Source organism: Variovorax boronicumulans (genome assembly GCF_019352895.1).
Lineage (GTDB): Bacteria > Pseudomonadota > Gammaproteobacteria > Burkholderiales > Burkholderiaceae_C > Variovorax > Variovorax boronicumulans_A.
Map to the genome: position 1 here is coordinate 183,398 of NZ_JAAAFX010000005.1, position 18,429 is coordinate 201,826.

Here is an 18,429-nt window from a genome sequence, read left to right on the forward strand (position 1 = left end):
TGTGCCGGGCCGCTGGTATCGCCCCCTGGAGGGGAAGCGCCGCAGGCGCTTCGGGGGTGGGTGGGTCAATGCCGGGTGTCGTGGGGCGGGAGCGCGAAGTCGGCGGGATCGGCCGGGCCGTCGTCCTCGTCGTCGTCATCGTCCTCGGGCTGGGCCCAGAACAGCCGGTCGGGCAGCACATGGCCCATGCCGGGCCGGAAGCCCGCGTCGAGGCAGCGGTCCATGTAGCTCAGCGCCTCCGAGGTGGCGGCCACCAGGTCGGTGCCGCTGGCCAGCAGCGCGGCCAGGGCGGCCGAGAGCGTGTCGCCGGCGCCGGCGAACACGGCTTCGAGCCGCTCGTACTTCTCGCTGGCCAGCACGGCCTGCGGCGAGGCCAGCACGTTGTCGATGAACTGCTCGGGCAGCATGATGCCTGTGACCAGCGTGTAGGGCGTGCCCAGTTCGCCGGCGGCGCGGGCGATGTCGCGCGCGGTCGGCGGCTTGTCGCCGCTCCAGTCGGGCAGCAGCCAGCGCCACAGCGTGCTGTGGTTGCCGACCAGCACCGTGGTCTGCGGCAGCACCAGCTCGCGGAAGGCATCGAGGTAGGCCTCGATCTGGTTCTCGTCCCACCACGACAGGTTGGGCATGTAGGCGACCAGCGGCACGTCGGGGTAGTCGGTGGCGGTCTCGGCGATGGTGCTGAGAATCTCCGGCGAGCCCGCGAAGCCGACCTTGATCAGCTGCACTTCCACGTCCTCGAGGATCGCGCGGGTCTGCTCGGCCACGGCCTCCTCGTCGAAGGCGAAGTGGTCGAAGATCTCGGCGGTGTCGCGGGCGTACGCGCCTGTGACCACCGGCAACATGTGTGCGCCGACGGACGCCATGGCCAGCGCGTCGCCGCCCAGGCCGCCGGCACCGCTCGGGTCGCTGGCATTGAAGACCAGCACGCACGGGGGATTGAGGTCGACGTCCAGCTCGGTCAGGTCGTCTGCGGAGGGGTCGTTAAGATCAGCCATGCCGCGACCGCTGCAAAGCGGTAGTAGGTAAGTTTACATACGCCATCGGACGCCCACGCCATGGTGGCGTATGTGCGACGGTCGTCGGGTATTTTGATGATACGTCTAGATACAATCGTTGCATTCTATGTACAGGGACTTTAAGCTGCGATGAACACGAAAACCTGGATGTGCCTGATTTGCGGGTGGATCTACGACGAAGCGGCGGGTGTGCCGGAAGACGGCATTGCCGCCAACACGGCCTGGGCCGATGTCCCGATGAACTGGACATGCCCCGAGTGTGGCGCACGCAAGGAAGACTTCGAAATGGTTGAGATCTGAAGCATGGCATAGGGTGACGTCCCCGGTGCGGCGCAGAGGCGGTAGTCGAGGCAGTCTCATACGAGGAGCGGGTGCCAATGAGCACGAATGGGTCCGGTTACAAGGTGCTCGTCATCGACGACAGCAACACCATTCGGCGCAGTGCCGAGATCTTCCTCAAGCAGGGCGGACATGAGGTCCTGCTGGCCGAGGACGGCTTCGACGCGCTGTCCAAGGTCAACGACCACAAGCCGCACCTGATCTTCTGCGACATCCTGATGCCGCGTCTCGACGGCTATCAGACCTGCGCCATCATCAAGCGCAATGCCGATTTCTCCAACGTGCCGGTCGTGATGCTGTCGTCCAAAGACGGGGTATTCGACAAGGCACGCGGCCGCATGGTCGGCTCCCAGGACTATCTCACCAAGCCTTTCACCAAGGACCAGCTGCTGCAGGCCGTGCAGCAGTTCGGCACCGCACAGAAGAAAGAGGCGCTGTAATGCCCATCCACAAAGTGCTCGTGGTCGACGACTCCAAGACCGAGCTGTTCTTCCTGACCGATCTGCTCCAGAAGAACGGCTTCTCGGTCAAGACCGCGGAGAACGCCGACGACGCGATGCGCCGCATCGAGGAAGAGCTGCCCGATCTGATCCTCATGGATGTGGTCATGCCCGGCCAGAACGGCTTCCAGCTGACCCGCGCGATCGCGCGCAATCCGCAGTACGCCAACGTGCCCATCATCCTGTGCACGAGCAAGAACCAGGAAACCGATCGCGTCTGGGGCATGCGCCAGGGCGCGCGCGACTACATCGTGAAGCCGGTCAACGCCGCCGAGTTGATGGCGAAGATCAGCGCGCTGGCCTGAGCCCCGCGATCCGCCCATGGCCAATCGCGACGCCCTGCGTGCCTTTCAGTCCCGGCTGGCGGCGCGCCTTCAGGCGGCGCGCACCTCGGACGTGTCCGCGTCGTGGCTGGCGGTCGAGGCCGGCGAAGGCCGCTACCTGTTTCCGCTCGGCCACGCCGGCGAGATCTTCCCCTGGACCCCGCCCCAGGCGGTGCCCTACACCGCGCCCTGGTATCTGGGCGTGGCCAATCTGCGCGGCGGCCTCTATGGCGTGGTGCAGTTGTCGACCTTCCTGACCGGCCACCTGCCGGACACGCCCGCGCCGACGGGCGAGGGGACACGCGCGCAGTCGCGCCTGGTGGCGCTCAACGAGTTGCTGGAAGTCAATTGCGCGCTGCTGGTCGACCGGCTGGTCGGCCTGCGTGGCGTCGAGGCCTTCACCGATTCACGGCACCCGGGCGACGATGCCCCGGCCTGGTTCGGCCACACCTACCAGGACGCCGATGGCGAATCCTGGCAGGAGATCAGCCTGCAGGCGTTGTCGCAGCAACCCCATTTCCTGAGCATCGGTGCCTGAATGGCGGGCCGGGCTTTGACATCCAAGTGAAGGACCGACCGTGAGTTCGATCGCCGACAAGCTGAAGAAGTACCTGCCCGCCAACGAGGAGAGCGCGAACGAGCGCATGCATGGCACCGGCAGCGCCGCCACGCTGACGCTGGACAACATCGAGACCATGCAGCCGCCGCCGGAAGAGCCGGCATCGCCGCACGTCCCGGCGGCGGCGCCGTCGTACGAGCCTTTCCAGGCCGCCGAGCCGGCGTACGCCGCTGCGTCGAGCGCGCCGGCCGCGGCGCAAGGCGGTGGCGGCGCGGCCCAGGCCGTGGCGGCGGCGCTGCGCGTGCATCCCGCGCGCCAGCTGCGCATCTTCGCGATCGCGCTGGCGGTGGTGATCCTGCTGCTGCTGCTGGTGGCCGGTTCGGCCATCCTGCGCGCCGACCGCCTGGCCCAACAGGTGGCCTCGACCGGCCAGGCGCTGATGCAGTCGCAGCGGCTGGCCAAGTCGGTGTCGCAGGCGCTGGTGGGCAACGGCGGCGCCTTCACCGAAGTGCGCGAAAGCTCGGACGACCTGACGCGCCGCGTGCAGGGCCTGGCCAGCGGCGACGAATCCCTCAAGCTGGAGCGCGTGGGCGGCCAGTACGACCCCGAACTCGCCAGGATCACGCCGCTGGTCGAGCGGGCCGACAAAAGCGCCAAGGCCGTGCTCGCGCAGCAGAAGATCCTGACGCAGGTGGGCGCCGCGCTGCGCGACATCAACCGGCAGTCGTCCGACCTGCTGGAAATGGCCGAGACGCTGACCGCCATCAAGACGCAGCAGGGCGCCTCCATTCCCGAGATCTCGGCGGCCGGCCAGCTGGTGATGCTGACGCAGCGCATCGGCAAGTCGGCCAACGAATTCCTGACCGTCGAAGGCGTGAGCCCGGACGCGGTGTTCCTGTTGGGCAAGGACCTGAACACCTTCCAGGAGCTCGCCCGCGGCCTGCTCGACGGCAATGCCCAGCAGCGCCTGCCCGGCGCGCGCGACGCGCAGAGCCGCCAGCAGCTCGAACTCATCCTCAAGACCTACGAGCAGACCCGCACGCAGGCCGGCGCCATCCTGGGCAACCTGCAGGGCCTGGTGTCGGCGCGCGAAGGCCAGGCCACCGTCCTGGCCGACAGCGAGCCGCTGCGCCTGGCCCTGGGCGACCTGCAGTCCAAGCTGTCGGATCGCACCGGCCTGGGCGCCGGCACGCTGGCCATGCTGGTCGTGCTGTCGCTGGCGGCGCTGGCGCTGGCCGGCGGCATGGGCTTCGTGCAGGTGCGCGAGGGCCGCGAGCGCGCGGCCGCGGCCGAGAAGGACCGGATCGAGGCCGAGCGCCTGAGCGAGGACGCCAGCCGCGTGAACAGCGCCAACCAGGCGGCGATCCTGCGGCTCATGAACGAACTGCAGACGGTGGCCGAAGGCGACCTGACCCAGGAAGCCACCGTGACCGAGGACATCACCGGCGCCATCGCCGACTCGGTGAACTACACGGTGGAAGAACTGCGCCTGCTGGTGGGCAACGTGCAGAACACGGCCGCGCGCGTGGCCCACACCACCTCGCTGGTGGAAAGCACCTCGACCGAGCTGCTGGCCGCCTCGACCGAGCAGCTGCGCGAGATCCGCGAGACCGGCCAGTCGGTGCTGACCATGGCCGAGCGCATCAACGGCGTGTCCTCGCAGGCGCAGGAATCGGCCACGGTGGCGCGCCAGTCGCTCAAGGCCGCCTCGTCGGGCCTGCAGGCGGTGCAGAACGCGATCGGCGGCATGAACTCGATCCGCGACCAGATCCAGGAAACCTCCAAGCGCATCAAGCGGCTGGGCGAATCGTCGCAGGAGATCGGCGAAATCACCGAGCTGATCTCGGACATCACCGAGCAGACCAACGTGCTGGCGCTCAACGCCGCCATCCAGGCCGCGTCCGCGGGCGAAGCCGGTCGCGGCTTCTCGGTGGTGGCCGAGGAAGTGCAGCGCCTGGCCGAGCGCTCGGCCGACGCCACGCGCCAGATCGCGGCGCTGGTGAAGGCGATCCAGACCGACACCCAGGATGCGGTGGGCGCCATGGAGCGCTCCACGCAGGGCGTGGTCGAAGGCGCCAAGCTGTCCGACAACGCCGGTACCGCACTGTCGGAGATCGACCGCGTGTCGCGCCGGCTGGCCGACCTGATCGAGCAGATTTCGCAGTCGGCGTCGCGCGAGGCCGACTCGGCCAACGTGGTGGCGGCCAACATCCAGCACATCTTCGCGGTGACCGAGCAGACCGGTGACGGCACCCGCACCACGGCGCAGCAGGTGCGCGAGCTGTCGCACATGGCCGAGGAGCTGCGCCAGTCGGTGGCCCGCTTCAAGATCGTCTGAACCCCGGGCGCCGAACGTGTCGACCCCCTTGTCCGCCATGGCTGCGCCGACCGGCGCCGCATCCGACAGCCACGACCTGGGGCCGCTGGCCTGGGTGATCGGCGAAGTCCAGAAGACGCTCGAGGGCACGGGCAAGTCGCTGCGTCGCTTCGCGCGCGACGTGGGCTCGGCGCCCGACGCCGGCCCGCTGCGGCTGGCCCGCCAGCATCTGCACCAGGCCGTGGGCGCGCTCACGATGGTCGGCCACAAGGCGCCGGCGCTGGTGGTGGGTGCGATGGAGTTCGCGGTGCAGCGCTTTGCCGATGAACCGGCGCGCTGTACCGAAGCCGAGGTGCACAAGATCGAGCGCGCCGGCTTCGCGGTGATCGACTACCTGCAGGCCCTGCTGGGCGGCAAGCCGGTCTCGTCGGTCGGCCTGTTCCCGCAATACCGCGACGTGCTCCAGATGGCCAGCAGCGACCGGGTGCATCCGGCCGACCTCTGGACCCATCCCTGGCGCTGGGCCGAGATCCGCCCCTCGCCGACCCAGGTGGCGCTGGTCTACGACCCGGCCGTGCGCTCCAAGCTCGACCGCGAAGTGCTCAAGATCGTCCAGGACGGCGACGACCAGGCCGCGCGCCGGCTGCATGCGCTGTGCCTCGGGCTGGCGCGGGGCTCCTCGGCGCCGCGCGTGGTCAGCTTCTGGATGCTGGCCGCGGGCTTCTTCGAGGCCCTGAGCCTGTCGCTGCTGCCGGTCGACCTCTACGTGAAGCGCGCCGCCTCGCGCGTGCTGCTGCAATACGCCACGCTGGCACGGGGGGGCGATGCCGCCATGTCGGAGCGGCTGGCGCAGGACCTGCTTTTCTTCTGCGCCCAGGCCGCGCCGGCCCGTGGCGAGGAGGTGCTCACGCTGCGCCGGGTGCGGCGCGCGTGGGGCATCCAGGACGAGGCGCGGGTCGACTACGCGGTCGAGCAGTTCGGCCGCTTCGACCCGCAGGCGCTGGCCCAGGCCCGCAAGCGCATCGAGGCCGCCAAGGAGATGTGGTCGGCGCTGTCCGGCGGCGACCTGTCGCGCATCCGCCAGGCCGTCGATGCGTTCACCCAGCTCGGCGAGTCGCTGCAGAAGCTGCATCCGGCCAGCCTGCCGATGGCGCAGGCGCTCGACCAGGCGGTCGAGGCCTCGCTGCGTTCGGGCCAGCCGCCCGGCACCGAGCTCGGCATGGAGGTCGCGACCTCGGTGCTCTACCTCGAGGCCGCCTTCGAAGACCTCGATCCGCAGGACCGTCAGCTCACGGCGCGCACCGTCCAGCTCGCCGGGCGCATCGACGGGGTGCGCGAGGGCGGCCGGGCCGAGCCGCTCGAGCCCTGGATGGAGGAGCTCTACCGCCGCGTGAGCGACCGCCAGTCGATGGGCACGGTGGTCGACGAGCTGCGCGCCAACCTGAGCGAGCTCGAGAAGTCGCTCGACCAGTTCTTCCGCCGGCCGCAGGACCCGTCGCTGCTGCGCACCGTGCCCACGCAGCTGCTGCAGATGCGCGGCGTGTTCTCGGTGCTGGGGCTCGATCAGGCCGCCCAGACGGTGCAGCGCATGCGCGACAACGTCGACCATCTGACGGCCGCCGCGTCGCCGGCCGACGAGACGCGCGATTTCGATTCGCTGGGCAACAACCTGGGGGCGTTGGGTTTCCTGATCGACATGCTGGCCTACCAGCCGGCGCTGGCCAAACGCCTGTTCGTGTTCGATGCCGAAGCGGGCGAGCTCAAGCCGCTGATGGGCCGCACCGCCGAGGTTGGCGCCGTCGCCGCCGACGAGGCCCTGGCCGCCGCGTCGGGTGCCGACGCCGTGCTCAGCGTGGAGGAGGTCGATGCCCAGATCGCCGCCAAGCTCGCCGCCCTGGCCACGCCGCACCGCAAGCCCGTCTCGCCCATCGAGGAATTCAGCCGCGCCGCCGACAGCTGGACCGCCAGGATCGTCGGCCCGATGTCCCTGCCCGACACCGAGGTGACGGAGCTCGAGGAAGACGACCTGCGCAACATCTTCCTGGACGAGGCGCGCGAGGTGCTGGTCAACGGCCAGGCGGCGCTCGAGACGCTCGGGCACGATGCCACGGACATGGGCGCGCTCACGGTGCTGCGCCGCGCCTTCCACACGCTCAAGGGCAGCTCGCGCATGGTCGGCCTGACCGACTTCGGCGACGCCGCCTGGTCCTTCGAGCAGGTGGTCAACCTCTGGCTGGCCGACCAGCGTCCCGCCACGCCCGAACTGCGCGAGGCCACCGGTCGCGCGCTCAAGGATTTCGCCGCCTGGGTCGAGGCCATCGCGGCCGGCCGGCCGCACGACGCGCAGGACGACGACTTCGGCCGTCTGGCCGAGGCCCTGCGCAGCGGCGCGCCGTTGCCGCCCACGCGCCTGAGCGACCCCGATGTGCTGGCGGTCGCGGCGCGCCACATCGCGGCCGAGCCGCCTGTGCCCGCGCCGATCGAGGCGCCGTCGCGCGCCGAGCCTGAGCCGGCAGCGCCCGACATCGCCGGGCATCACGCGTTGGAGACCTCGTCGCGCCTGGCCGAGACGGAGCGTGCGCACGCGCGCCGCGACAGCGAGATGGACGACGACTTCGCGTCGACCGACTTCCTGGACTTCGACCTGCGCGCGCTGGACGACACGCCGGCGCCCGCGGTGGCGCCCCCGCCGCAGCACCTGCCCCAGGGCGAGGACATCGATTTCTTCGAGACCGCCCATGCGTCGATCGACGCCAGCTGGATGCAGCCCCCGGCGTTGCCGACGCCGGGGCCCGATGCCGAACCGCCGCCGCCTCCGGCCGTGGCACCCGAGACGCCCGCGTCCGATCCCCAGGAGGCGCAGGACGACCTCGCGGTGCTCGCAAGCCTGCTGGCGCGGCCGAGCGGGATGCCGTGGGACCCTGCCGTACCGGCGGAGGCCCCGGCCGAGCCCGAGGCCGAGGCTGAACCGACGGATGCAGTGCAGGAGCCGGAGCCGGAGCCGGAGCCGCAATCGGCCCCGGTATCGCACGACGCCGTCGAAGAAGCGTCCGTTGCAGCCATGGCGCCGGAACCGGAACCTGAAGCCGAAGCGCCTGTGGCCCCTCCGCCGGTCGCGCCCCCGCGCCTGACCCTGGTCACGGCCGACACCGTGCCGCCGCCGAGCGCGGACGATCCGATCAAGGCGATCGGTCCGCTGCGCATCGGCATCGCGCTCTACAACGTCTACCTCAACGAGGCCGACGAGTGGTCGCGCCAGCTGGCCATCGAGGTCGGCGAGTGGGCGCTCGAATCGCATCTGCGGGTGGGCGATTCCACCCTCGCGCTGGCCCATTCACTGGCCGGCAGTTCGGCCACCGTCGGGTTCCAGGGCCTCTCGGGCATGGCGCGCCTGTTCGAGGCTGCGTTGCAGCATCTGCAGCGCCAGGGCCGCGGCACGCCGGAACAGGGGCGGGTGCTGGTCGCCGCCGCCGAAGAAGTGCGGCGCCTGCTGCACCAGTTCGCCGCCGGCTTCCTGCGCGAACCGGTCGAGGCCACGCTGCAGGCCCTGCGCGAGGTCGCCGCCTCGCAGCTGCCCTTCGAGGCACAGGACAGCGGCAACGCACCGCTCGAGCGCGAGCCGGCGCAGGTCGACGTGTCGCTCGACGATTCGGACGACGGCGTGGACCTGGCCGATGCCATCGATCGCGAGCTGTTCCCGATCTTCGAGGACGAGGCGGTCGAGCTGCTGCCGACGCTGGGCGGCGCCCTGCGCGAGTGGCTGCACCAGCCCGAAAGCGATGCGCCGCGCGCCGCCGTGCTGCGCGCGCTGCACACGCTCAAGGGCAGTGCCCGGCTGGCCGGAGCGATGCGACTGGGCGAACGGGCCCACCGCATGGAGTCGGAAATCGAATCGTTCGGCGCCCAGGGGGCCGACCGGGCCGCGGTCGAGGCCTTGCTGGTGCGCTTCGACGCACTGCAATCCACCTTCGACCAGCTGCGCAGCGGCGCGCTCGCCGACGCACAGGCCGAGGCGCCGGTGACCGCGGTGGAGGTGGCGCCGGCCGTTCCTGCGGCGCCGTCCGTGCCGGCCGTGCCCGTCGCGCTGGCCGCGCCGGCAATCCCCGCGGTGCCGACCGGCCGCGTGGCCAAGCCGCTGCCGTCGCGGCTCACGCCCTTGCGCGGCAGCAGCTCGCAGCAGGCCGTGCGCATCCGCACCCAGTTGCTCGACCGCCTCGTGGCCCAGGCCGGCGAGGTGATCATCACGCGCTCGCGGCTCGAGGTCGAACTCCAGCAGCTGCGCGGGTCGCTGGGCGACCTCACGGGCAACCTCGACCGCCTGCGCCAGCAATTGCGCGACATCGAGGTGCAGGCCGAGAGCCAGATGCAGTCGCGCCTGGCGCAGGCCAAGGACTCGCAGCAGGGCTTCGACCCGCTCGAGTTCGACCGCTTCACGCGCGTGCAGGAACTCACCCGCATGATGGCCGAGTCGGTCAACGACGTGGCCACCGTGCAGCGCACGCTGCAGAAGACGGTGCAGGCCACCGAAGACGATCTGTCGGCCCAGGCGCGCCAGACGCGCGAGCTCCAGCGCGGCCTGCTGCGCACGCGCATGGTGGAGTTCGAGGGCATCTCCGACCGCCTCTACCGCGTGGTGCGCCAGGCCTCCAAGGACACCGGCAAGCCGGTGCGCCTGGACATCGTCGGCGGCTCGATCGAGATGGACCGCGGCGTGCTCGAGCGCATGACGCCGGCCTTCGAGCACCTGCTGCGCAACAGCGTGGCGCACGGCATCGAGGACGCCGCGCTGCGCGAGCGCGTGGGCAAGGACGCGACCGGCCTGATCACCATCGACCTCCAGCACGAAGGCAACGACGTGTCGGTGAGCTTCGGCGACGACGGCGCGGGTCTCGACCTGGCGCGCATCGAGCAGCGTGCGCGCGCACTGGGCCTGATCGACGGCCCCGCGCCGCTCACGCCCGAGGCTGCGGCCGAACTGATCTTCAGGCCCGGCTTCTCGACCGCCGCCCAGGTGTCCGAGCTGGCCGGCCGCGGCATCGGCATGGACGTGGTGCGCGCCGAAGTGGCGGCGCTCGGCGGGCGCATCGAGACGATCAGCACGCCCGGGCAGGGCACGCGCTTCAAGCTGGTGCTGCCGCTGACCACCGCGGTGACGCACGTGGTGATGCTGCGCACGGGCAGCACGTCGATCGGCGTGCCGTCCAACCTGGTCGAACTGGTGCAGCGCGTGAGCCTGGCCGAGCTCGACACGGCCTATGCCGCGCAGCACTACCCCTTCGCCGACGAGGCGGTGCCCTTCTACTGGGGCGGTGCGCTGCTCCAGTCCTCGGCCCGCAGCGAGGCCTCCAGCAGCAAGACCCATTCGGTGATCGTGGTGCGCAGCGCGGCGCAACGCGTGGCGCTGCACGTGGACGAGGTGCTGGGCAACCAGGAAGTGGTGGTCAAGAACCTCGGTCCCCAGCTCTCGCGTCTGCCCGGCATGGCCGGCATCTCGGTGCTGGCCTCGGGCGCGGTGGTGCTGATCTACAACCCGGTGGCGCTCGCCGCGGTGCACGGCGACCAGGCGCGTGCGCTGCAGCACGCCGGTGCGCGCGGCGGCGCTGGCGCCACGCCCGTGGCCGAGCCCGTGGTGCCGGAGGCACCGCTGATCCTGGTGGTCGACGACTCCATCACCGTGCGGCGCGTCACGCAGCGCATGCTGCAGCGCGAGGGCTACCGTGTGTCGCTGGCCGCCGATGGCCTGCAGGCGCTCGAACGGCTGCAGGTCGAGCGGCCCGCGGTGGTGCTGTCGGACATCGAGATGCCGCGCATGGACGGCTTCGACCTGGCGCGCAACATCCGCGTCGACCCCGCGCTGGCCGACCTGCCGATCATCATGATCACCTCGCGCATCGCCGAGAAGCACCGCGAGCACGCGACCCAGCTGGGCGTGAACCACTACCTGGGCAAGCCCTATTCGGAAGAGGAACTGATCCGGCTGGTGCGCACCTACGCACAGGTCGAGCCGCCGCCGGCGCTCTGATCAGTCGGCGGCCTTGGCCTTGGGGCCGCGCACCACGCCGTAGCGCTGCAGCGTGCGCTCGCGCGCCTCGGCGTGGTCGACCACGGGTTGCGGGTAATGCTCGCCCAGCGTGAGCCCGGCGGCCGCGAGCTCGACCGGCGAGGCGGTCCAGGGCGCATGGATCACCTTGTTCGACAGGCCGGCGAGTTGCGGCAGGTAGCGCCGGATGAACTTGCCCTCGGGGTCGAAGCGCTCGCTCTGCGTGACCGGGTTGAAGATCCGGAAGTAGGGCTGCGCATCGCAGCCGCTCGAACTGGCCCACTGCCAGCCGCCGTTGTTCGACGACAACTCGAAGTCGTTGAGGTGCGTCGCGAAGTAGGCCTCGCCGCGGCGCCAGTCCAGCCCCAGGTCCTTGCACAGGAAGCTCGCCACCACCATGCGCAGCCGGTTGTGCATGTAGCCGCTCTGGTTGATCTGCGCCATGGCCGCGTCGATCAGCGGGTAGCCGGTGCGGCCCTCGCACCAGGCCGCGAACAGGCCGTCGGCATGCTTGCCGTGATGCCAGATGATCCGGTCGTACTCGGGCCGGAAGCTCTTGCCCTGCGCCACCTGCGGGTTGTGCACCAGCACCTGGAAGTAGAAGTCGCGCCAGATCAGCTCGCTGAGCCAGGTCGCGGCGCCCGCATTGCCCTGCAGCGCGAGCTGGTGCGCCACGCTCGCCAGGCCGCGGATCGACACCGTGCCGAAGCGCAGGTGCACGCCCAGGTAGCTCGGGCCGCGCACCGCCGGGTAGTTGCGGGCTTCGTCGTAGCGGTCGATGCGGTCGAAGAAATCCTCGAACAGCGCGGCGCCGCCCTGGGCGCCGGTGGGGATCTCGAGCGTCGACAGGTTGGTGGGCGCGAAGCCGAGCGCGGCCAGCGCGGGCACCGGCGCGTCGTGGCGTGCGGGCGGCGCGATCAGCGCATCGGCATGGCCGCGCGAGGGGTAGGCCTTGAGATAGAAGGCGTCCACCTTGGCCAGCCAGGCGCGCTTGTAGGGCGTGAACACGGTGTAGGGCTGGCCGACCTTGGTCAGCAGCTCGTCGCGTTCGAACACCGCCTGGTCCTTGGCCGTCACGAAGGTGATACCGGCGTTGGCCAGCGCGCCGAACACCCGCGCGTCGCGCGCCATCGCCTCCGGCTCGTAGTCGCGGTTGGCGAACACGGCCTGCACGTCGAGCGTGTGCGCCAGTTCGGGAATGTCCTCCTCGGCCACCGCGTGGCGCACGATCAGGCCGCCGCCCAGGGCGCGCAACTCGGCATCGAGCGCGACCAGCGACTCGCGGATGAATTCGACCCGGCGGTCGATGCGGGGCAGGGGGTCGAGCAGGGGCTTGTCGAAGACGAACACGCACAGCACTTCGCGGCAGGTGCGCAGGGCCTGCCAGAGCGCTGCGTTGTCGTCCACGCGCAAGTCCCGACGGAACCACACGAGACCCTTGGGATAGATTTTGTCGACGGCCAGTAAAATCGGAGGCATATGTCTTCCGATTCTGCCCCGATGAACCTCACGCATCATTTTCTGATCGCGATGCCGGGGCTGGAGGACCAGGTCTTCAACCGCAGCGTCGTCTACCTGTGCGAGCACAGCGCGCGCGGCGCGCTCGGCCTGGTGATCAACAAACCCAGCGACATCAACCTCAAGGTGCTGTTCGAGAAGATCGAGCTGCACCTGTCGCGCCCCGAGCTGGGCCAGGCGCCGGTGTTCCAGGGGGGGCCGGTCCAGACCGAGCGCGGCTTCGTGCTGCACGAGCCGGTCTTCGCCGATGCCGACAAGCCCGAGGAATCGGTCTATGCCTCGACCATGAGCATCCCCGGCGGGCTGGAAATGACCACCTCGAAGGACGTGCTGGAGGCCCTGGCCACCGGCGCCGGCCCGCGCAAGGTCCTGGTGTCGCTCGGCTATTCGGCCTGGGGCGAGGGCCAGCTCGAGAGCGAGCTGGCCGAGAACAGCTGGCTCACCGTGGGCGCCGACCCGGCCGTGATCTTCGACACGCCGATCGCCGAACGCTACGACCGCGCCCTGATGCTGCTGGGCCTCGAGGCCTGGACCTTGTCGCCCGATGCGGGGCACGCATGAACGCTGAGGGCGCGCCGGCGCCCACTGCCGGCCTGGCGGCTTCGGCCCCGGTCCCCGCACATTTCCAGAGCTTCCTCGCCTTCGACTACGGCCAGAAGCGCACCGGCGTCGCGACCGGCAACCGGCTGCTGCGCAGCGCCTCGCCGCAGGCCACGATCAAGGCCGAGGGCGACGCGCGCTTCGTGCAGGTGGCGGCCCGGATCAAGGAGTGGCAGCCCGATGCGCTGGTGATCGGCGTGCCTTTCCACCCCGACGGCGCGGCCCACGACAACACGCGCGCCGCGCAGAAGTTCGCGCGCCAGCTGCGCGGTCGCTTCAACCTGACGGTCTACGAGGTCGACGAGCGCTACAGCACGACCGAGGCCCTGTCCTCCGGCGCGCGCGATGCCGACGCCGCGTCGGCCTGCATCATCCTCGAGCAGTTCCTGAGGAATCTCCCTTGACCTCCATCCCCGAAGCCGAGGCGCTGTACGGCGACCTGCTGCGCGGCGTCCAGGCGCTGCGGCGGCCCCAGACCCGGCTGGTCGGCATCACCTCGGGCGGCGCCTGGCTGGTCGAGCGCCTGCAGAAGGATCTGGGCCTGGCGGGCGCGCCCGGCGTGATCTCCTCGGCCATGCACCGCGACGACTTCGCGCGCCGCGGCCTGTCGGCCAGCGCCCAGACCGCGCTGCCCTTCGACGTGAACGGCGCCGACGTGCTGCTGCTCGACGACGTGCTCTACACCGGCCGCACCATCCGCGCGGTGCTCAACGAACTGTTCGATTTCGGCCGCCCGGCCTGCGTGCGGCTGGCGGTGCTGGTCGACCGCGGCGGGCGCGAGCTGCCGGTGGCGGCGGACTTCGCGGCCGCGCGGCTCACGCTGGCCGACACGCAGTCGCTGGCGCTGGCGCGCAGCGAGGCGGGCGTGTTCAGCTTCGACGTCAAGGAATCCTGAAGTGCTCTACAAGCGCAATCCGCAGCTCAACAAGCACGGCGAGCTGATCCACCTGCTGTCGATCGAAGGCCTGCCCAAGAGCATCCTCACGCACATCCTCGACACCGCGGCAAACTTCACCAGCGTGAGCGACCGTGAAGTCAAGAAGGTGCCCCTGCTGCGCGGCAAGAGCGTGTTCAACCTGTTCTTCGAGAACAGCACGCGCACCCGCACCACCTTCGAGATCGCGGCCAAGCGGCTGTCGGCCGACGTGCTCAACCTCGACATCGCGCGTTCGTCGGCGAGCAAGGGCGAGTCGCTGCTCGACACCATCGCCAACCTGTCGGCGATGGCGGCCGACATCTTCGTCGTGCGCCACAGCGAGTCGGGCGCGCCCTACCTGATCGCGCAGCATGTCGCGCCGCATGTGCACGTGGTGAATGCCGGCGACGGCCGCCACGCGCATCCGACGCAGGGGCTGCTCGACATGTTCACGATCCGCCACTACAAGAAGGACTTCGCCAACCTCACGGTCGCGATCGTGGGCGACGTGTTGCACTCGCGCGTGGCGCGCTCCGACATCCATGCGCTCACCACGCTGGGCTGCGCCGAGGTGCGCGTGGTCGGCCCCAAGACGCTGGTGCCCGCCGACATGGCCGGCATGGGCGTGCGCGTGTGCCACACGCTCGAGGAAGGCATCAAGGACTGCGACGTCGTCATCATGCTGCGCCTGCAGAACGAGCGCATGAGCGGCGCGCTGCTGCCCTCGAGCCAGGAGTTCTTCAAGACCTACGGCCTCACGCCCGAGAAGCTGCAGCTGGCCAAGCCCGACTGCATCGTGATGCACCCGGGCCCGATCAACCGCGGCGTCGAGATCGACTCGGCCGTGGTCGACGGCCGGCAGAGCGTGATCCTGCCGCAGGTCACTTTCGGGATCGCGGTGCGGATGGCGGTCATGAGCATCGTGGCGGGCAACGAATCATGAACGTCCTCATTTCGAATGGCCGTGTCGTCGATCCGGCCTCCGGCCTCGACCAGCTGGCCGATGTCGCCATCGCCGACGGCAGGATCGTCTCCATCGGCGCCGCGCCCGCCGGCTTCCGGGCCGAGCGCACGCTCGACGCCTCGGGCTGCATCGTCGCCCCCGGCCTGGTCGACCTGGCCGCGCGCCTGCGCGAGCCGGGCTACGAGCACGAGGGCATGCTCGACAGCGAAATGGCCGCGGCCGTGGCCGGCGGTGTGACCAGCCTGGTCTGCCCGCCCGACACCGACCCGGTGCTCGACGAGCCCGGCCTGGTCGAGATGCTCAAGTTCCGCGCCGAGAAACTGCAGCGCGCGCGGCTGTTCCCGCTGGGTGCGGTCACGCGTGGCCTGGCCGGCGAGGTGCTGACCGAGATGGTGGCGCTGACCGAGGCCGGCTGTGTCGGCTTCAGCCAGGCCGACGTGCCCCTGACCAACACGCAGGTGCTGCAGCGCGCGCTGTCCTATGCCGCGACCTTCGGCTACACGGTCTGGCTGCGGCCCCAGGACCGCGACCTGGGCCAGGGCGTGGCGGCCAGCGGGGCGCTGGCCACGCGGCTGGGCCTGTCCGGGGTTCCGGTGGCGGCCGAGACCATCGCGCTGTTCACCATCTTCGAGCTCATGAAGAGCAGCGGCGCGCGCGTGCACCTGTGCCGCCTGTCGAGCGCGGCGGGCGTGGCGCTGGTGCGCGCGGCCAAGGCCGAAGGCCTGCCCGTGAGCTGCGACGTCAGCATCAACTCGCTGCACCTGACCGAGAACGACATCGGCTACTTCGACAGCCGCGCCCGCCTCAACCCGCCGCTGCGCCAGCAGCGCGACCGCGATGCGCTCTCGGCCGGCCTGGCCGACGGCACCATCGACGCGCTGGTGTCCGATCACACGCCGGTCGAAGCCGATGCCAAGACCCTGCCCTTCGCCGAGAGCGAGCCCGGCGCGACCGGCCTCGAACTGCTGCTGCCGCTGGCGCTGCAGTGGGGCGAGCGGAGCGGCGCCGGCCTGATGCGCGCACTCGAGGTGGTGAGCGCCGCGCCGGCGCAGCGCATCGGTGCGCCGGGCATCGGCCGCCTCGCAGCGGGCGGCCCGGCCGACCTTTGCGTGATCGACCCGTCGGTGGAGTGGCAGGTGCAAGCCGACGCGCTGCGCAGCCAGGGCAAGCACACGCCCTTTGCCGGCTATGCGCTGCGCGGCCAGGCGCGCTTCACGCTGGTCGGCGGCCGGATCGTGCACCCGGCCTGAGACGCCACATGCGATCGCTCACCGCCTGCTGGAAACTGCTGCGTGCCATCGCGCATGCGCTGGGTGGCTGGTGGACCATCCGTTTCGTGTTCCCGAAGCTCGCGCCGGACCAGCGCAACCTGCGCGTGCAGCAATGGGCCGCGCGCATGCTCGAACTCATGGGCGTGCGGCTGGTGGTCGAGGGCACGGTGCCCGCGCAGGGGCCGCTGCTGCTGGTCTGCAACCACCTGTCCTGGCTCGACATCGTGACCATCCATGCGGCGCGCCATGTGCGTTTCGTGTCGAAGGCCGGCGTGCACCGCTGGCCGCTGATCGGCATGCTGGCCACCGGCGCGGGCACGCTCTACATCGAGCGCGAAAGCCGGCGCGACGCGCTGCGCGTGGTGCACCACATGACCGAGGCGCTGCGCGACGGCGACCTGATCGCGGTCTTCCCCGAGGGCACGACCAGCGACGGCCGCGGCGTGCTGCCCTTCCATGCCAACCTGCTGCAGGCGGCCATCGTGTCCGGTGCGTCGGTGCAGCCGGCCGCGCTGCGCTTCGTCGACGACGCCACCGGAGCGATCAGTCAGGCGCCGCGCTACATCGACGACGACAGCCTCGTGGACTCCTTGTGGAACACCCTCAGGGCGCCGCCCTTGCGGGCCATCGTGCGTTTCGGCGAGGTGCAATCGTCGACCGGGCGCGACCGGCGCCGCTGGGCCGAGTCGTTGCATGCCGACGTGGTCGCGCTGCGCGACGCGATGCCGCCGGCGCGCTAGGTCGCCGGCCCGAGTTCGATTCCGACACGCAGGAGAACGCCATGCGCTTCATCGACGCCGCCGCCACGCGCGAGGCACTGTCCTTCGAGCGACTGGTGCCGGCGCTCGCGGCCATGTTCGCCAACGGCTGCGAGGTGCCGTCGCGCCACGTGCACGCGCTGCCCGGGCCCCAGGGCGAGAGCGCGGGCACCGTGCTGATCATGCCGGCCTGGCAGACCGGCGCCTACCTCGGCATCAAGACCGTCGCCATCTTCCCGGGCAATGCGGCGCGCGGCCTGCCGGGGCTGCATTCGACCTATGTGCTCTACGACGCACAGACCGGTGTGCCGCTGGCGCAGATCGATGGCGACGAGATCACCTCGCGCCGGACCGCCGCCGCGTCGGCGCTGGCCGCGTCGTACCTGGCGCCGCCCGACGCGCGGCACCTGCTGGTGATCGGTGCGGGCCGCGTGGCCGAGCTGTTGCCTGCGGCCTATCGCGCCGTGCGGCCGCTGGAGGCGGTCCGGGTGTGGGCCCGCAACGCTGCCCAGGCCACCGCGCTGGTCGCGCGTTGGCGCGCCCAGGGCATCGATGCCGAGGTCGCGGACGACCTGCCCGCGGCCGTGGCGCAGGCCGACATCGTGAGTTGCGCCACGCTGGCCACCGCGCCGGTGGTGCAGGGCGCCTGGCTGGCGCCGCATGCCCATCTCGACCTGATCGGCAGCTTCACGCCGGCCATGCGCGAGGCCGACGACGCCTGCTTCGGCGACGGTGCGCAGCTCTATGTCGACACGCCCGAGGCGCTGCAGAAAAGCGGCGAACTGCTGGGGCCGATGGCGCGCGGGGTCTTCGCGGCGGCCGATGTCGCCGGCACGCTGGCCGACCTGACGCGCGGCACGGTGCCGGGTCGCGGCGACGGCGCAGGCCGCACGGTCTTCAAGTCGGTCGGCACCGCGCTCGAGGATCTGGCGGCGGCGGTGCTGGTGTTCGAACAGACCGGCGGTCGCAGCGTTCGCTAGACTACACATCGACGCCCTGGCGAGGCGCAAAAAAAGCGCCCCGAAGGGCGCTGTAGAACGGCGCCTTTCGGGCGCCGCGAGGAGGATCCGGAAATTGGATACGGATCGGTTCAAAGAATTCCAAAAATCTTCAGGGCAATGATCGCCACGATCGGCACACCGCAGAGCCAAAGAATGATGCTTTTCATGACGGTCTCCCAGTTGAGTCAGTGAAGCTTCAGCGTAGGGGCTGCGTGCTGGCGGACATTGCGAGAAAAGTCAGGTCGGGCGCGTGGTCCGCTGCCTACAGCGGGCCGGTGCCATGGCCACGCTCAGCGCGTGCTCGCGA

General features: G+C 70.5%; 15 protein-coding genes. 13 read left to right on the forward strand and 2 right to left on the reverse strand.

Annotated features, from left to right (window positions below; genetic code table 11):
* Positions 1 to 65: 65 nt before the first annotated feature.
* A complete protein-coding gene (thiD, locus tag K0H49_RS14595) occupies positions 66 to 995 on the reverse strand; it encodes a bifunctional hydroxymethylpyrimidine kinase/phosphomethylpyrimidine kinase (RefSeq protein WP_219213741.1) in 930 nt (309 codons plus the stop codon).
* 150 nt (positions 996 to 1,145) lie between these two features.
* Between thiD and K0H49_RS14600 the strand changes: the two genes are divergently transcribed.
* From K0H49_RS14600 to K0H49_RS14625, 6 genes are all read left to right on the forward strand, one after another.
* On the forward strand, positions 1,146 to 1,316 hold the full coding sequence (locus tag K0H49_RS14600; RefSeq protein WP_183023681.1) for a rubredoxin: 171 nt from the start codon (positions 1,146 to 1,148) through the stop codon (positions 1,314 to 1,316).
* Positions 1,317 to 1,393: 77 nt separating this feature from the next.
* Positions 1,394 to 1,795: a response regulator gene (locus K0H49_RS14605; protein ID WP_219213743.1), complete on the forward strand. Its 402-nt coding sequence runs from the start codon at positions 1,394 to 1,396 to the stop codon at positions 1,793 to 1,795.
* A complete protein-coding gene (locus K0H49_RS14610; protein ID WP_219213746.1) occupies positions 1,795 to 2,160 on the forward strand; it encodes a response regulator transcription factor in 366 nt (121 codons plus the stop codon). Before K0H49_RS14605 ends, K0H49_RS14610 begins: the two co-directional genes overlap by 1 nt.
* 16 nt (positions 2,161 to 2,176) lie before the next feature.
* A complete protein-coding gene (locus tag K0H49_RS14615; protein ID WP_219213748.1) occupies positions 2,177 to 2,716 on the forward strand; it encodes a chemotaxis protein CheW in 540 nt (179 codons plus the stop codon).
* Positions 2,717 to 2,873: 157 nt separating this feature from the next.
* Positions 2,874 to 5,075: a methyl-accepting chemotaxis protein gene (locus tag K0H49_RS14620; RefSeq protein WP_257624886.1), complete on the forward strand. Its 2,202-nt coding sequence runs from the start codon at positions 2,874 to 2,876 to the stop codon at positions 5,073 to 5,075.
* A 37-nt stretch (positions 5,076 to 5,112) separates the two neighbouring features.
* Positions 5,113 to 11,076 (forward strand): hybrid sensor histidine kinase/response regulator, encoded by a 5,964-nt coding sequence (locus K0H49_RS14625; protein ID WP_219213754.1) that lies wholly within the window; start codon positions 5,113 to 5,115, stop codon positions 11,074 to 11,076.
* Here the strand turns inward: K0H49_RS14625 and K0H49_RS14630 are convergent, their stop codons facing one another.
* Positions 11,077 to 12,573, reverse strand: coding sequence for a cryptochrome/photolyase family protein (locus K0H49_RS14630; protein WP_219213757.1), 1,497 nt, complete (start codon positions 12,571 to 12,573; stop codon positions 11,077 to 11,079).
* On the opposite strand from K0H49_RS14630, the gene K0H49_RS14635 reads away from it, so the two are divergent.
* From K0H49_RS14635 to K0H49_RS14665, 7 genes are read left to right on the forward strand one after another with little or no spacing between them, the layout of a single operon-like run.
* Positions 12,574 to 13,173: a YqgE/AlgH family protein gene (locus tag K0H49_RS14635; RefSeq protein ID WP_219213761.1), complete on the forward strand. Its 600-nt coding sequence runs from the start codon at positions 12,574 to 12,576 to the stop codon at positions 13,171 to 13,173.
* Positions 13,170 to 13,616, forward strand: coding sequence for a Holliday junction resolvase RuvX (ruvX, locus tag K0H49_RS14640; RefSeq protein ID WP_219213764.1), 447 nt, complete (start codon positions 13,170 to 13,172; stop codon positions 13,614 to 13,616). The genes K0H49_RS14635 and ruvX overlap by 4 nt, the downstream gene beginning before the upstream one ends.
* On the forward strand, positions 13,613 to 14,107 hold the full coding sequence (gene pyrR / locus K0H49_RS14645; RefSeq protein ID WP_219213766.1) for a bifunctional pyr operon transcriptional regulator/uracil phosphoribosyltransferase PyrR: 495 nt from the start codon (positions 13,613 to 13,615) through the stop codon (positions 14,105 to 14,107). The genes ruvX and pyrR overlap by 4 nt, the downstream gene beginning before the upstream one ends.
* Before the next feature lies 1 nt (position 14,108).
* The gene (locus K0H49_RS14650; protein ID WP_219213770.1) at positions 14,109 to 15,071 is read left to right on the forward strand and encodes an aspartate carbamoyltransferase catalytic subunit; all 963 of its coding nucleotides are present in this window, start codon (positions 14,109 to 14,111) and stop codon (positions 15,069 to 15,071) included.
* Positions 15,068 to 16,342, forward strand: a complete 1,275-nt coding sequence (locus K0H49_RS14655) for a dihydroorotase (protein ID WP_219213771.1) — start codon at positions 15,068 to 15,070, stop codon at positions 16,340 to 16,342. Before K0H49_RS14650 ends, K0H49_RS14655 begins: the two co-directional genes overlap by 4 nt.
* 8 nt (positions 16,343 to 16,350) lie before the next feature.
* Entirely contained in the window at positions 16,351 to 17,103 is a 753-nt protein-coding gene (locus K0H49_RS14660) for a lysophospholipid acyltransferase family protein (protein WP_219213773.1), read from the forward strand.
* Between the two features lie 41 nt (positions 17,104 to 17,144).
* Positions 17,145 to 18,101, forward strand: a complete 957-nt coding sequence (locus K0H49_RS14665) for an ornithine cyclodeaminase family protein (RefSeq protein WP_219213776.1) — start codon at positions 17,145 to 17,147, stop codon at positions 18,099 to 18,101.
* Positions 18,102 to 18,429: the final 328 nt, after the last annotated feature.